A 15,238-nucleotide genomic window follows, 5' to 3' on the forward strand; every position below is an offset into this window, starting at 1 on the left:
AAATCTTCTCAAATTTTATCTAACGCACAATCAATCAAAAAAGCATTGAAGCTAGACTTTGCTTCACAAAAACATAATTCACCATTAGCACAAGACGCTAAATCTAATACGAAGTTGAACAATGAAAACACTTCTGATTTAGCTGAACAATTAGGTTGTGATAATAAATCAGCTACGGTAGGTGGTCAAAGTTCAGGAGCACCCGTAAAAGCCATGCCTGCTAAATACAAAGGCAAAATAAAATTCTCTGATAATCGTTCAACAACCTATAAAGAAAACCAATATCCATTCGGTCAATGTACTTGGTATGTCTTTAATCGTATGAAACAAACTGGTCATCCAGTACCTTGGTTTAGTGGTGATGGCGGAAATGGTGGGAACTGGGGAAAGATTGCTAAATCACACGGACTAAAAACACAAACCGATACACCTAGGGTGGGCAGTCTGTTTTAAAGGTGGTCAATATGGATCAGTTGCACCTATGGTCACATTGCATTTGTGGAACATGTCAATGATGATGGTTCATTCTTAGTTAGTGAGTGCAATGTCGTTAACGCTGGTTCAGGAACAATTTCATTTCGTGAGTTCAAAAGTGGAAAAGGGCTTACCTTTATTCAAGGAAAATAATAATCAATAAAAATAAAGACCTACGTAACTATTACTCAGGTCTTTTTATGTATGAAAGGAATCTTAAATATGCAATCAACAATTGAAACCGCTAATCAAAGAATATTAACTCTGTTACAACTTCCAAATAGCACCGTCATTAATTGGTATTTTAATGTCGCAATTGACTGGTATGTCAAAGTTAAAGGCTATGCATACCAAGTAATCATGAATGATAATTTCCAAATTGAAGATATATCAGAGTTGAAAATTATTAAGGGGAGTTAGTTATGAAGAGAACTCAACTTATTATCATCAGTATTATTGCTCTAATACTGTCAGGATTGTTTATTCATAGTGGTATTCAAGCTCATCGTGACAATCAGAAACTTCAATTCAAATTGTATCAACAGAACAAACAATTAGAGGTTATTGATTTACAAACAGCCAAACAAAAGAGTAATTCCAAACATCGCTCAATTGATTTATCTAAAACGGATAAGTTCGTGCGTGATTTTTCACTAAAAGCATTAAATTATCCAGTTAGAAATTCATCAGAGTTTCAAGACTATAAAAACGAATTAAGTGAAGAAGCTAGTTCGACCAATGCTATTTCTGAACTACTTAAGTATCGTCAACCAAATGTTATATCTAAAACCAAGTCGAAGCCTTATACAATTGTTTCGTTGAGTCGTCAATCAGTACAAAACGGTAATGTTAACTACTTAGTTATTCTAAAGAGTAAAGATTCAGCTATGCCGGCAATCGTTTTTACTATAAACCGTAGATTCATTAAATGTTGAAATTACAAAAGTGCATGCAAAAAGGGAGGTACCTGCTAATGCTTAACACGAATCGCAATAAGCTAATCGTGATTGGTTTACTGTTATTAGTTATTGGTAGTTGGTGATTTTTCAATCATGCCATGAATACTTATCAAAACACTTATGTTAAAAGTACCAAAAAACATAAACAGCTTAAGGTAACTCAATCAGAGTTAGATAATCTGCGTTCTAACCAAAATATCAGTTATAAAAACAACTATGATGCAAAAGAAGCGCAAACCAATATCCATAATTTTTTTGAAATCATGGATAAATATGATAGTTCGCAATCCTATAATGATCGTCGAGCCAAAATTGAAAAAAGTTACTTAGCTAGTATTAACGTTACTCAGTCAGACTTATTTAAAACCGATCGTGAAGAAACAGGAGAAGTTTATATCGATAATAATCATATGAGTTCCGATTTTGTTTCAGCTAAACTTTATATCACCCACATAAAGAACGGTGTATTAAAAGGAAAAGTCTTAGAAAAGCATACGATTACAACTAAGAATTCAGACACTGAAGATAATGAAGCTATCTACACTATCGAATATGATTTACCAACTAATCAAATTACTGATATTAAATATGACTATGGCGTGAAAGGAGTAGAAAATGGCTAATTATAGAAAATCAAACAGTATTTTAGATATGACTTGGAAGCAATGCTTATTATTAATCATCATCTTACTGGTTTTCCTTGATTATGAAATTGGTCAGTACAACAAGTTCTTACGCAGTAATCGCAATGTACCATCAACTCAAATTAAAAAGGGGGTTAAGAATAATAAATCCGTTGTCTTTTATCGTGATGACTGTACCAGCTGTCGTAAAGCTCTGTCAATACTGCTAGTACGCAATTTATTCAAAAAAGATTTAGTTCTTGTAAATATGAATGGTAGTGCGAACAAAAACTATAAAACTAAATATAAGTTAACTAGTGTACCAACCATTATGAATAACAATGGAAACTTTGATAATCTTCCAACTAATGATTATATTAAAGCTATTCAAGCAGTAGAAAAGACAGATTCAAACAACTCTGATTTATCTAATGCTACTGATATAACAATTGAATAAATAGGACGGTATATCTATGACGACTACTCCACAAACAGAAGCTATTGACCCTACTCGTGTTGATAGCTTTTTATGTGGCAAGACATTGCCACTGCTTTCGCTCGTGACTTTTATATAGACTGTCAAAGTTTGATTAAAAGTGTTCCTGATACCCCAGAAGAATATTTGAAAAGGCTAAAAATATATTCATCAAAAACTAGTGAACATGAAGAAAGATGGACTAACTTAGCTCAACTTCTTGAATTAATAAACTTATCAAATGACATTGAGTACCTAAGAGAGTGGTATAAAAAGGTGATGAAAATAGATGAATATGTAAACCAATACATTCAGTATTTGTCGAAAGTATCTAGTTTAAAAAATACAAGGACTACAAATATTCATCTATACGATTTTATAGATGACTTAATCCCAACTTTAAAGAGTTTTATGGAAACAATGGAACCTTTGCTCAATCAAATAAAAGAAGACTTTTTTAATACATTAGAGCGTTCACAAATTGAACTCCGTCTACTAGATAGGCTATATCAAAAATTTAATGATACTTTCAAAGACTTTGATATTGTTAAAATATCTTTTTATAAAGTTGAAACTGAAGGAGCGACCAAAGATTTTGACAGTATTTACCATAATATGCTTAACCAAACACAGAATGTATCAAACTTATTAGAACAACTTAAAACTGATTTTGACATGTTTTTTACAAATAAAGCTTTAAACTCACATATTTGCACGCTAATACAATTAATCAATGAAATTACTGAACATCCTTTAATTGATTTCAAAACAAAGGACATATAATATACAGGATTTTAAGGTTGGAATAATAGTGAATGATATTTTAAAAAAGATCCATAATATCAATAGAAAATTATGTTTCAGTGATAATGAAAGGCAGTATATTCTAAATTTGATTTCAAGAATAATATCAGCATAAACACACACTAGGACAAAATTTAGAACTTATTATTGCATATATATCAAAAAAGGAATGCTTAAAGTTTGAAAAATACAAGCTTTAAGCATTCCTTTTTAATTAATTAGATACACTATTTATTTTTAATTATTTGTGAAATTAACATCTCATAGTTATTCATATTAATTCCAAGTGCATATTCAAAATTTGTAGTTTTATATGGCAATAACGCATATGCAATACCTGCGATACCTGTTAGCATACCAAAATCAGCAGTTTGAGTTACCTGACCATCTTCACTTATTTTAGGATTTAAATAACCGATATCAATATCATAAGAATAAAAGTTATTAATATTTGATACTACCTCATTAGTACTAATAAATTCAAATGAGCTAATATTATTAATTACATCTGCTATAACTTTCAACCCCGCATACCCATGACAAATCATCGCATTATCAAGACCTTGAGGATGCTCTATAGTATTTTTTAAATTAGTTAAACTGCTTCTTGCATCTTTGCTATTTCCTAACACAAGATTTGCTTTTATTCGCGCTATTTCTATGCCTGGTGTCCCGTAACACCAACTATCATTTCTTACAAACTCTTTTTGCCCAATTGATTGTGGCCAACACTCAATTCCATCTTGGATATAGGACATATCATTGAAAAAAGAAAGGAGAGAACAAATTACAGAATCCACTTCATCTCTATGTCCTAATTTCATAGTAGAATCAGCTAAAAAGGTTAATACACCTGCTAATCCATGAGACATTGAAAAATCAATATCAATAGGTTCAGTTTGAAATCTACTAAAAGACCATTTTTTAATTTTTTGGGAATTGTTTTTCTGAGCTGGAAATTTTTCAATAAGATAGTTTTGCATATTAGCAAGCAAATCTACTAGTTTTTGGGTATTTTCATTATCTTCTACATGATCCAATTTACTCAACACATACATTCCAATTCCAACAACACCATACGCAAAATCAAACGCTTCATTTTTTGATACATCTAACATGAATTCCATGTTTTGTATTTCGGCTTGCATCAACTGGGATTTTACATTATCTAAATCATCACGTTTTACGGAATCTAAAGCTAAACTATCACCAATTAATCCATCGAATAGCGATAAACCATTTGATAGTGAAATATGGTTTAGCAAATCTAATAATTGTTCATTTAGATCAACATCAATAGGAAACTCTGGATGAGTAAACAGAAGTAACAATCCAGCTCTTCCACCCATGAGGCTACTAGGATTCCATAAATTAATTTTTTGTCCAAAAATAGATGTTTCTTTAGAAAAATCATTCCCAAAATTGGTTGGACTATTAAAATCTCCGAGTATTGTAACTAATCTGTTTAAAACAACATCATTACGATTCATTGTTCTTTTCAGCCTCCCAAAGTTTCTTATAAACAGCACTAATTTCTAATAATTCAGAATGTGTTCCAATGCTATCAATGTGCCCATTATCAACAACAATGATTTTGTTAGCTGATTTAGAAAATTTCAAACTATGAGATATGCAAATACCGAATTTATTATTTTTTAAAATATAATCTTTGAATGTATTAAACAAATCATTTTCTCTAATATTATCTAAAGCAGCATTTGGCTCATCTAATATAATCAAATCAGCATTATTATTTACTAAAGCTCTTGCCATTCCAACTGATTGCCACTGTCCACCAGATAGTTGTTTACCATCTTCAAACCAAACTCCTAGTTGTTGATTTAAATCATTCTCTTTTACTGAAGGAGCATACTTGTTGACAACATCGGAAATAAAGTCATCATCTTCGATTTTATCCAAATTTCCAACTCCAACATTATCTCTGAGAGACATTTCATACTTAACAAAATCCTGAAATAGAACGGCCTCTTTTTTATGCAACGACTCAATATCGATATTCTCAATTGGAATATCATTTATAAAAAGAGTATTTTCATTATCAGGGTAGTATAATCCCATAAGTAATTTAACTATTGTACTTTTACCTGATCCATTTTCTCCAACGATTACTGTAACTTCACCTGGATTTATGCTGAAACTAATATTGTTTAAGACTTGCTGAGCTTGATTTCCATACGAATAATTCAAGTTACTATATTCAATAGAATTAATATCATCAATTTCAATTGAATTTGATTGAGTAACAGTCTCCATGCTCAAAAAGTTATTTAATTCACGCACCATTGCAATATCATAATTCAATGAATAAGTTGTATTTATAATACTCTTAATATTTCCGTTAATCGTGGAAACAAGTTGTGAAACACTAGTCAAATTTCCAAGTAGCATTTTTTTATTCAAGATGTTAATAATCACGGAACAAATTAATATAAAACTCAATCCCGAAATTAGAAACTCATAAATATAATTAAAAACAGAAAGCTTTTTTAGTAGCTTATTATCTTGTTTAACAAACAATGAACGTAAAGAAATGAATTTATTGAAAAACCATTTAAAGGTGCTTTGTAGCTTTATCTCTTTTACAGCAAAGTCATGGGTTAACAAATATTTATAGTACCATGCATGTCTTTCCAATTCTGCTCGTTCCCATTGAACATTGAAGCTTTCATTAGATATTTTTATCAAAAAAGGAAACGCTATCAAATTGATAATTACTGTAGCTATCAAATACCAAATATTTATTGTTGCTAAAAAGATCAAGCCTGAAACAATCGTAATTGAAGCAATAAACATAGTATTAAGACTAGTAAAAATATCAATAGGCTTTTGCGTTGATTCATTTATCAATTTATCAATTACTGAATAGGTATTATTCTGTTCAAATTGCTCCATTGTTAATGATTTAACTTTTGTAATAATTGATTTTTCAATATCAAAAGAAACTTGATTAGTCAAAATACCATTCAAATAAGATTGAATAGTGTCAATTATGTTAGTAAAAAGTAATACTAGGCCATAAATGACAATTAATACAATTATTTTTTTTAAGTTTTGATTAGTAACAAGAGTATTAATCAGTTGTTGAATAACAAACACTGACGCAATGGGGGAGATACCAATTACTATATTGGTTAATAGTATGATTAATGAATATTTTTTATATTTTTTAAAAAAGTCTACATAGACCTTGAAAAGTATCATTATGCACCACCTTTATTCGTACTACGTATTAACAACGATTGTAATAACTTATAAAATTCAAATGTTAATCCGGATTCCAATTTTCTATTTATTCCAAACATCCTATTATAACTCATGTGCCAACTACCACATACTAAATTAATAATTTGATTCATATTCAATACATCTAAGTCCAATTCTCCTAACTCATAGTATCGGTCATAAAATTGATCTAAATGATGAATGCTTTGATTATTAATTGTAGGTAGACTATTATTCATCCATTCACTAACCAAATTATTATTATTAGTCTTATTTTCTTGTAACCACTGTTTTTCTTTTAAGTAATTCTTTGGATTCAAATCAAATATTTTTTCCATTACATCAATTACGTCTTTTAGATTTAGGTTAAGTGCCGTAACTACTTGGTACATAAGATTTAACAAAAGATATGTTTTATCTAATTCAGTTAATTTCATATTGGAAATTATAAAACCAGACTCTAGTGAAAATACTCTTTCCATTACATCAATGTTATTTTCTAGTCCATAACGATACATCTCACGATAGTAAGGGAGGATAGAATAATCTTTTATGATTCCATTTTTCATTAATTGTTGAACTTCACAGATAAGATCACTCAAAACAGCAAATATATTATCCATACTTTTTATGCGATATCTAATAGTTGGCTTTTGGTTAGTGGCAGTGTATCTAATAAAGAACTGAATGTCTGACTGTTCTTCATACTTTTCAAACCAATTATTGAAATAATCACTACAAAATATATCGAGATTTTCTTCATTTCCAAATTCCAATTCTAAATAGAGCCATCCATCAGCCAGAGTTAAAGGATTCGTTAATAAATCATGATTATAAACTGGCTTTCTATTATTACTCAAGACTAAATCATCTTTAGAAAAGTTTTCTGACGAAAATGTACATACAATCTCGTACGAAGCATTTCTTGCATCTTTTTGCAAATTTTTTCTATCAATTTCGTTTATATAAAATGTATCTGATCCTTCTTTTATTAGATGTTTATACAAAGCTTTAGCTGAAGAAACATTCTCAATTTCCAAAACTAATTTTTCATCTAAGTTACCTGCTAGAACATATTTTGGGAAATGTAATTTCTTCATTGTGTTCAACATATTAATATACCAAGACTGAAAGTCCGCTTCATTATAGATATCTGATTCAATATGCGCTTCCATTCTCCATGTTTTTTTGTTTAAGCGAATATTTTTATATATTACTTCAGGGAACACATTCATACTGTTAATCAAATTAAAAAACGGATTATTGTACCACCAATTAATATGTTGCTGATTTAAAGAAAGTAAAAATCTAACAACTGGAGATTTTAATTCATTATTTAAAATATTTAAATCTCTAAATTGTAAAAGTTCATTTGTATACACATTTTTACAATAAATGACATCATTAATATCATCTAATCCAATTACTAAATCGGACAAATGAATTTGTTCTTTATTTATATCCATTGGTAAGTCAATACTTAATTCTTTATCAAAATAGCGTTTATTATCTATAATCCCCATATAATCTTTTGATAAGGGTAGAGCGTTTATATCAACGCTTTTAACATTATTAAACCGATTCTCAGGAAGAATTTCGTCATCAAACTCTCTAAATCTCCCTCTAATTTGAACCATATCGTAAGTACCGTAAACGCCACCAAATGTATACATGTTTTTATTGCCTATCTTAGATGGTTCTACTTCTAAAATAATGTCACCAGAAAAGGGGAATTCATTAGTATTAAACGATGGATCATTATTTCCCATAAGATTTTTTAGTGAATTTTCATCTAATACAAGAGGCTCATCATTGATAATCGCTTGTGTTAACAACTCTTTGGCTGTATTTAAATATTTATCAGCATCTGGTTTTAAATCTACTTTGTACTCTGGAAAACCAATACCAAAGTTTGAATCTAATACATCCAACAATGGAATTTCAGCATCTTCTCCAAACTTCTCAACAAAATCATACTTAAAGTCTTTCAATTCATCCGTAACATAAGAAATATCATGCAAAAAATTTATTATTTCAGTTAATGCTTGAGCATCATCAGCTGACAATGCTTCAGACTGACTATTTTCGGGTTTTCCATAACCAATGATACTTAAATCATTCTTTTTTGTTGTATGCAATTCATTTAAAGTACTTTTAATTTTGAAATAAATATCAATACCATCACCCAAAGGTAAATATTCATATTCACTAATTAAAGCTATTACATTTTCCAAAAGTTTAGTTTCTTTATGCATAGATAAATTCTGTGTTAAATTGCATAAGTTTTCAAAATTCTCTTTTGTCTTATTGCTTAATAAAACACCCGTTTCAGGTATAAGTAACTCTTCCATAATTAAATTCAACAGATACTTTTCAATAAAATTGACTTCAACATCATTATAACTATCATGGATTTTCTCAACAATTTCATTGAAATTCAAAGGCGAATCTTTTGTTTCATCAACCAGTAATTTAATCAAATTCGATGCAATAATAGTAGTTTCTTTTCCATTTTTAAAATGGACTATATATCTGTCTTCTCCATTTGTTAAATAATCAACGAATTTAAATTTAAAGGTTTCCGGTCGTTTAAGCGCTAACTCTTTTACATAATCTGAAAACCATCGGAAACTCACTAAAACACTCTTTTTAATACCAGAATAATCATCACTTAACTGTCTATTATCGTAACTAGAACTAAACAAACCAAATGGTGTATTTCGTGATATAGATCTTAGATAATATTGAGATAGAGTATTAATCAATTTATTTTCTTTTTTAGATTCTAAATTGTTTGCAATACTCTTTTTAATTTCTTCATACAATAAATTATTAGACACTAAAATTTGTTCCATTAGGACTGGATTTTGATTAAATAAAGTAATAATTTTAGGAGTATATAGCTCATCTAAGTTAAACTCATTATTATTGACATGTTCTCTAAATAAATAATTTTCATTCAAATTAATATTCATAATCCATTCTTTTCCATTTCTTTAAAATAAGTAAAACGTTATACTTAACCAATCTAAAAGCATTCTTAACGTATATCAAATAAAATTATTTATATACTTGATTACATTATAATATCATGATATTATAACTTTGTGTTAAAGATATTACTTCTATTAACACCAATTTATACAGAAAGGAGTATATCCTAACCATGAATAATTTTAATGATTTCGATCTTGGCATGAATACTAGTTCAAACATTCCAGAACCTGAACTAGCATACAAGTCAAAGAGTGCTTGTACCCCAGGATGTAAGACTGGTATTTTGATGGGCTGTCCAGCACGTAATTTTACTAAGGGTTGCCATCTTCACATTAGTAAGAAGTAGTATTATTGGATAACATAAGACCGGTTTTCTACCCTGAAAATCGGTCTTATTATTTAATTTAAAAGGTACTTATACATGAATAATTTAATAGAATTTGAAAATGTTACTATCAACCGAAAAAATAAAAATATACTAAAAAATATCTCGTTTAACATTCCAAAAGGCAGTACTTATTGTCTAATCGGTGAAAACGGGGCAGGAAAGACCACTTTGATGAAAGCTATTCTAGGCCTTTGTCCTGTGAAATCCGGAAAAATTATATTTAACAATCAAGAAATTAAGCAAGATGATCTATCAGAAATAAGTGCATTAATTGAAAATCCACCTATTTATAAAAATCTTTCAATTTATGATAATTTAAAAGTTATTTCTTTGTTGCGCAATGCAAACCTCAAACAAATTAATCACATATTAGAAGTAGTTGGGTTAGATAATGTATCACCAAAAACTAAAGCTAAGTCTCTTTCATTAGGTATGAAACAACGACTAGGTATTGGTATGGCGCTTGTGCCAAATCCATCATTTTTAATTTTGGATGAACCTACCAATGGATTAGATATCAGTGGTGTTAAAGAATTTAATGAATTAATTAATCAATTAAAAAATCAAGGAATAACTATATTAATCACAAGTCACCATTTGCATGAACTTGAATCAATTGCAGATTATGTTGGTATCCTTAACAATTCACAATTAGCGTATTCTGAAAAGTTTATCCAAGGAACCCAGAATATAGAAGATATCTATTGGAATATTGTTAACACAAAAAGTATTGGAGCTAATAATGAGTAATTACATAAAAGGGGATTTATTAAAATTTAAAAATAGTTCTATAATATATAATTCCTTTCTTATAATAGTTATTTCAATTATCACGAGTTTTTTATGGTTTAGTGGTATTACTACTACCAGTAATGTGAATTTAGCAAAAACTATTATTAATAATTGGACTATATTTTGGAATCCTATATTAATAACATTGCTTATATACGGTAGAAAACAGCAAGAATATAATGCTGGTAAGTATACTAACTACATTTGTATTGATAAATCAAAATCGGTAACTTCATTCAATACATCCACTTTAATCATATATTTTGTGCTCTTAGCAGTAATGTTAGTATTATCGGCATTATTAACTTCCATAAATGGTAATATGTCTTTGCAACTAATATGCCAAATTTTTATTTTACCAGGCATATTAATCTTCTTTTACACAGCTTGGCAAATACCTCTATTTACATTCATTTTCCATAAAGTAAATACTATTGAGATATTCATTGTCACAATAGCAAATATCTTAATTTCTATAATGTTTACAGGCACATTTTTAGAACATGTTTATCCTTGGACATATTCAATGACCGAAATTGGAAATGTAGCTGGAATATCTATTAATGGACTAACAAAAGTTTCATCATATACAGGTTTGCCTATCTTTATAGTAGTTACACTCATCTTAATCATAGTTTCTTGGAATTTTAGAGTTTTAAAAGGTAAAAGGAAATAATATGAATTTTCTAAAAGCTGAAGTTTATAAACAGGGAAAAAAACTTTATTCTGTTTGTTTTAATTTAATCTTCTTAATGTCGTTAATATTTATTTATTTTCATATTTCGAATGCATATCCAAACATGGATTCTAAAAATATTATGTTAATGAATTATGTCTTTGGCATATATATACCAGCATTCAGCATATTAATGTTGTCTTTATCTGTTAATAGCGAAAAGTTGGCCGGTAATTTCATTAATCTTATATCTCAAAAAAATGAATTCACGAAATATGGTTTAATCCAAGTCTTCATTTCACTTTTAATTCCTAGTATAGCAACCGCAACGTTATTACTATTATTTTATGATCATCAATCATTCATGAGTTATTTCTTAATTATTATTACTCAGATGATCATGATGAATACATTTCATTATCTTATTTCTAGGATTATTAACATTGAAGCTTCAATGTTATTTCTCTGCATGGAAATACTCATACAATTAATAGCTAAAACAAGACTACTAGATAATTCATATTTTTTTATTCCACCATCTTGGGGAATAAGAACAATATTTTATATGCAATATAATCAATCACCTGTTCTTAGTTCTGGTTGGTTATATTTAATTGCATTTGTTATTTTATCGATCATAGTATGCGTATATCAGTATATTCAAAACAAAAAAATGTACTAAAATCAAAAAAGTGGTACAGATTGTGAAAAAAGAGCAGTAAAGCTATTTGTGAAATGACTTTACTACTCTTTTATTTGTTTGTGAAGTATGTTATTTTCACAAAGTTCCTTTTAAATGGATATATAGACAACTCACTATAACCAAGGTTAAGTCGATTGATGTGAACAAAATGGATCATCAAAATAAGGACTTTAGTTTGAAGGCCTTCAATACACCAATTAAAAACAATTCCGACTATTTAGAATATAAGACGAAAATGGCGAATTATGCTAGTTCAAGTTCGGTGGTTGAAGAATTAGTCGGTTATCGCAAACCAACGGTTTTGACTAAGGATTCTGCTAAGGACTACAAGGTAAAGTCTTTGAACCGTACAGGTGTCCATAATTCAAAGGTGAAATATTTGGTTGTCTTATCGGCTAAAGGGAGTGATGATTTTGTTTTAGAGCTAACAGCAGATTTGTTAACGAACCAAATTACAAGTTGTGTTGTTGATCGGGAGGTGCCAGACAATGCATAAAGACAAATTACAAGTCGCATTAGTGGTTGCTTTACTTGCGTTGGTTGGTTTTAGTTGGTATTTCTCTAATCAATCTATGGAAAAGTATAATGCGGTTGCGACTAATAAGCAAAAGTCTGTAAAGCTGGTTGAAACAAAACAAAGTGAGCTAGCAGATGTTGAGGCTAATCTGAATATTAACTATCAGCATAATTTTGAAACAGGACGGGCCCAACCCACGGTGACAAAATTCTTTAGTATTCTACGGACATACGACAGTTCTAAAACGTATAATGAGCGTCGAAATAAGGTCGTTAAAGCTAAATTAGCGGGTGTGAATGTGACGGAAAGCAGTTTATTTAAGACTGATCAAGCAGAAACAGGTGAACGCTATATTGATAATCATCAAATGAGTTCACAGTTTGACTCTGCAACAGTTTATGCCAGCAAAATTTCAAATGGCGTGCTAGTTGGTAAGGTATTGGTGAAGTACACGATGATGACGGGCAAAGGTTCTAGTCAAGACTCGATGGCAATTTATGATATTCGTTATGACTTGCCAACTAATCAAATGACAGAAGCGCGTTATGTTTATGGCGTCAATGGGGTGTTAGGAAATGGCTAAAAGAAGCGTTAACAATAAAAAATCAATCGTTGCAGGCCTGGGTGAGATGTCTATTAAAGAATGGTCAGTTTTAGGAGTTATCGTTTTGATTTTAGTGCTTTTTGGCATTGGCAAGTATAACGGTTATGTCCGGTCAAATCGCATTGTGTCAAAAGACACGGTTCAAAAAGCAATCAAGGAGGATAAAACCGTTGTATTTTATCGAGATGATTGTTCAAGATGTCGGAAACTGTTGCCTGAATTATTGGTACGTAACACATTCAAAAAAGACGTGTTGTTGGTCAATATGAATGGTAAGCACAACCGACCCTTCAAAGCACAGTATAAGTTAAAACAGGTTCCAACGTTAATTAATAAAACTGGGACATATAGCGGATTAACCAATAGTGAATATTTTGATGCAATTAAAGCAATACAAAAAGATGATGGTGGGGTTAGGTACTCAAATTCTCCTGATCCCACTGTTCAGTAGGAGGATTAAAGATGGCTTATGATTTACGACAAAAGGCGCATCATGTTGTCTATGGTGCCAAAGCAGATAAGCAGAAACAAGCATTTGATGCGAATGTAAAGCGGTATAAGCAACAAAGTTTAGCCGATTTGACCTTTCAGCGTTTCAAGCTACATGAGGCTGAAAAAACTGGGTCATTCTTAACGAAAGTAGCACTGTTGGTCGTTGTGGCATTTATCTTGTTTAATATCGTGGTGCAATTAACTTTTGTGAATATTACCAAAGATACCGCACTGTTTAATCCATTAATGTTTAAAGATTGGTTCTTCACGGTTCCGGTGTTGATGCTAGCGTTGCTGAGCGGTATGTTTGAAGAGCTAGCGTTTGCACAACGTAGACAGCTTAATGCGATTGCTTTCGTGATTTATATCAAAAAACGTAATTAACAATTAAATAAAAGGGGGGTATGACTATGCCGACTACTCCGCAAGTGGAAGCTATTGATACGAAAACTCGTGTTGATAGCTTTTTTATGTGGCAAGATATGATGATGGTCTTTGCGCAAAGTTTCTATATTGATTGTCAGTTGATTATAAAGGATATTCCAGATGATCCTAGTGAGTATTTGAGACGTTTGAAGAAATTCAGTAGTCAAGCTGATGATTATGGTGAACGATGGGTGCATATGGCGGAACTACTTGAATTAATCGGATTGGAAGATGATGTTGATATACTACGAGAGTGGTATAAGCAAGTTGTGAAAGTAACTCGTTTGGTTGATGAATATATTCAACGTTTGTCTCAAGTACAAAATCTTGAGAAGCAACGTACTAGTGACGTTAGAATGTATGAATTTATTGACTGTGTGCGCCCCTTATCTATAACGTTTGTTGAAGCGCAAGCGCAGGTGATGAAAGATATTAAAAAGGACTTTCTCGCAACGTTGGATAGGTCGCCGATTGAAATACGTTTATTGGACAATATTAGAACCCAGTTCATCCAGGTGTTTGATGGATTTGATGAAAATAAAATTGCCTTTTATGCGGTAGAAAACCAAGGTGCTTTTAAAGGCTTTGATGGGGTTTATGCGAATATGACGTTACTCATTAAAAGTCTATATGATACCCTTAAGGGCAGGATGATGAATGAGTTTGAGATTGTGGATGATGAAACACTAATTCAACAATTGGCCATGTTGATTGGCTATCTGAAAGGGATTGATGAATTGTTGTTAGAAATTCCTAAGCAACAGACCTATAGCATCCAAGGTTTAGAAAGCGGTGCATTTGGGACGGATATTTTTGAGCTAGTCCAACGAATTAATGAGCAACTGGTTATCGTAGGTCAATCACGGCAAAATATTTTAGATCGGATTACCGAATTAATGGCAGAATAAAAAAGCTCTAGCTATTCATCTAAAAGGGTGATTAGCTAGGGCTTTTTAATTTAGAAAACTTAACTATTAGTGAAAGTTTTAACAGGCAAGCTTATTTATACATAGGATAAAACATGGTTCACAGATAAATATTGCTTAGTTTAAAGAGCGAATTTAG

16 protein-coding genes and 1 pseudogene are annotated in these 15,238 nt (G+C 30.5%); 14 read left to right on the top strand and 3 right to left on the bottom strand.

Going from position 1 to position 15,238, the window contains the following annotated elements; genetic code table 11:
* Window positions 1–114: 114 nt before the first annotated feature.
* The 6 genes and pseudogenes from JOC36_RS08730 to JOC36_RS04595 all read left to right on the top strand — a co-directional run bounded on the left by JOC36_RS08730 (window position 115) and on the right by JOC36_RS04595 (window position 3,314).
* Window positions 115–627 (top strand): annotated as a pseudogene (locus tag JOC36_RS08730) (CHAP domain-containing protein).
* Window positions 628–696: 69 nt separating this feature from the next.
* The gene (locus JOC36_RS04575; protein WP_205145333.1) at window positions 697–894 is read left to right on the top strand and encodes a hypothetical protein; all 198 of its coding nucleotides are present in this window, start codon (window positions 697–699) and stop codon (window positions 892–894) included.
* A 2-nt stretch (window positions 895–896) separates the two neighbouring features.
* Entirely contained in the window at window positions 897–1,409 is a 513-nt protein-coding gene (locus JOC36_RS04580) for a hypothetical protein (RefSeq protein WP_205145334.1), read from the top strand.
* A 122-nt stretch (window positions 1,410–1,531) separates the two neighbouring features.
* Window positions 1,532–2,056 carry a hypothetical protein gene (locus JOC36_RS04585; RefSeq protein ID WP_205145335.1) on the top strand — a complete coding sequence of 175 codons (525 nt, stop codon included), beginning with the start codon at window positions 1,532–1,534 and terminating at the stop codon, window positions 2,054–2,056.
* Window positions 2,049–2,513, top strand: a complete 465-nt coding sequence (locus tag JOC36_RS04590; RefSeq protein WP_205145336.1) for a hypothetical protein — start codon at window positions 2,049–2,051, stop codon at window positions 2,511–2,513. Before JOC36_RS04585 ends, JOC36_RS04590 begins: the two co-directional genes overlap by 8 nt.
* A 72-nt stretch (window positions 2,514–2,585) precedes the next feature.
* Window positions 2,586–3,314 (top strand): hypothetical protein, encoded by a 729-nt coding sequence (locus tag JOC36_RS04595; protein ID WP_205145337.1) that lies wholly within the window; start codon window positions 2,586–2,588, stop codon window positions 3,312–3,314.
* 248 nt (window positions 3,315–3,562) lie between these two features.
* Here the strand turns inward: JOC36_RS04595 and JOC36_RS04600 are convergent, their stop codons facing one another.
* Genes JOC36_RS04600 through JOC36_RS04610 form a run of 3 tightly spaced genes read right to left on the bottom strand, consistent with a single transcriptional unit; the run spans window position 3,563 to window position 9,553 of the window.
* A complete protein-coding gene (locus tag JOC36_RS04600) occupies window positions 3,563–4,825 on the bottom strand; it encodes a lanthionine synthetase LanC family protein (protein WP_205145338.1) in 1,263 nt (420 codons plus the stop codon).
* Window positions 4,815–6,557, bottom strand: coding sequence for an ABC transporter ATP-binding protein (locus JOC36_RS04605; protein ID WP_205145339.1), 1,743 nt, complete (start codon window positions 6,555–6,557; stop codon window positions 4,815–4,817). The genes JOC36_RS04600 and JOC36_RS04605 overlap by 11 nt, the downstream gene beginning before the upstream one ends.
* The gene (locus JOC36_RS04610; protein ID WP_205145340.1) at window positions 6,557–9,553 is read right to left on the bottom strand and encodes a thiopeptide-type bacteriocin biosynthesis protein; all 2,997 of its coding nucleotides are present in this window, start codon (window positions 9,551–9,553) and stop codon (window positions 6,557–6,559) included. Before JOC36_RS04610 ends, JOC36_RS04605 begins: the two co-directional genes overlap by 1 nt.
* Window positions 9,554–9,744: 191 nt before the next feature.
* Between JOC36_RS04610 and JOC36_RS04615 the strand changes: the two genes are divergently transcribed.
* The 8 genes from JOC36_RS04615 (at window position 9,745) to JOC36_RS04650 (ending at window position 15,081) form a co-directional block, all read left to right on the top strand.
* A complete protein-coding gene (locus tag JOC36_RS04615) occupies window positions 9,745–9,921 on the top strand; it encodes a gallidermin/nisin family lantibiotic (RefSeq protein ID WP_205145341.1) in 177 nt (58 codons plus the stop codon).
* A gap of 75 nt (window positions 9,922–9,996) precedes the next feature.
* Entirely contained in the window at window positions 9,997–10,713 is a 717-nt protein-coding gene (locus tag JOC36_RS04620) for an ABC transporter ATP-binding protein (protein ID WP_205145342.1), read from the top strand.
* Complete coding sequence (locus JOC36_RS04625) at window positions 10,706–11,431, top strand: ABC-2 family transporter permease (protein ID WP_205145343.1); 726 nt, start codon at window positions 10,706–10,708, stop codon at window positions 11,429–11,431. The genes JOC36_RS04620 and JOC36_RS04625 overlap by 8 nt, the downstream gene beginning before the upstream one ends.
* Window positions 11,432–12,282: 851 nt before the next feature.
* Complete coding sequence (locus JOC36_RS04630; protein ID WP_205145344.1) at window positions 12,283–12,630, top strand: hypothetical protein; 348 nt, start codon at window positions 12,283–12,285, stop codon at window positions 12,628–12,630.
* A complete protein-coding gene (locus JOC36_RS04635; protein WP_205145345.1) occupies window positions 12,623–13,234 on the top strand; it encodes a hypothetical protein in 612 nt (203 codons plus the stop codon). The genes JOC36_RS04630 and JOC36_RS04635 overlap by 8 nt, the downstream gene beginning before the upstream one ends.
* Complete coding sequence (locus JOC36_RS04640) at window positions 13,227–13,706, top strand: thioredoxin family protein (RefSeq protein WP_205145346.1); 480 nt, start codon at window positions 13,227–13,229, stop codon at window positions 13,704–13,706. The genes JOC36_RS04635 and JOC36_RS04640 overlap by 8 nt, the downstream gene beginning before the upstream one ends.
* A gap of 11 nt (window positions 13,707–13,717) precedes the next feature.
* Window positions 13,718–14,131, top strand: a complete 414-nt coding sequence (locus JOC36_RS04645) for a hypothetical protein (protein ID WP_205145347.1) — start codon at window positions 13,718–13,720, stop codon at window positions 14,129–14,131.
* Between the two features lie 26 nt (window positions 14,132–14,157).
* A complete protein-coding gene (locus JOC36_RS04650) occupies window positions 14,158–15,081 on the top strand; it encodes a hypothetical protein (protein ID WP_205145348.1) in 924 nt (307 codons plus the stop codon).
* The last annotated feature ends 157 nt before the right edge of the window (window positions 15,082–15,238 follow it).

It is taken from the genome of Weissella uvarum, from assembly GCF_016908785.1.
Taxonomy (GTDB): domain Bacteria; phylum Bacillota; class Bacilli; order Lactobacillales; family Lactobacillaceae; genus Weissella; species Weissella uvarum.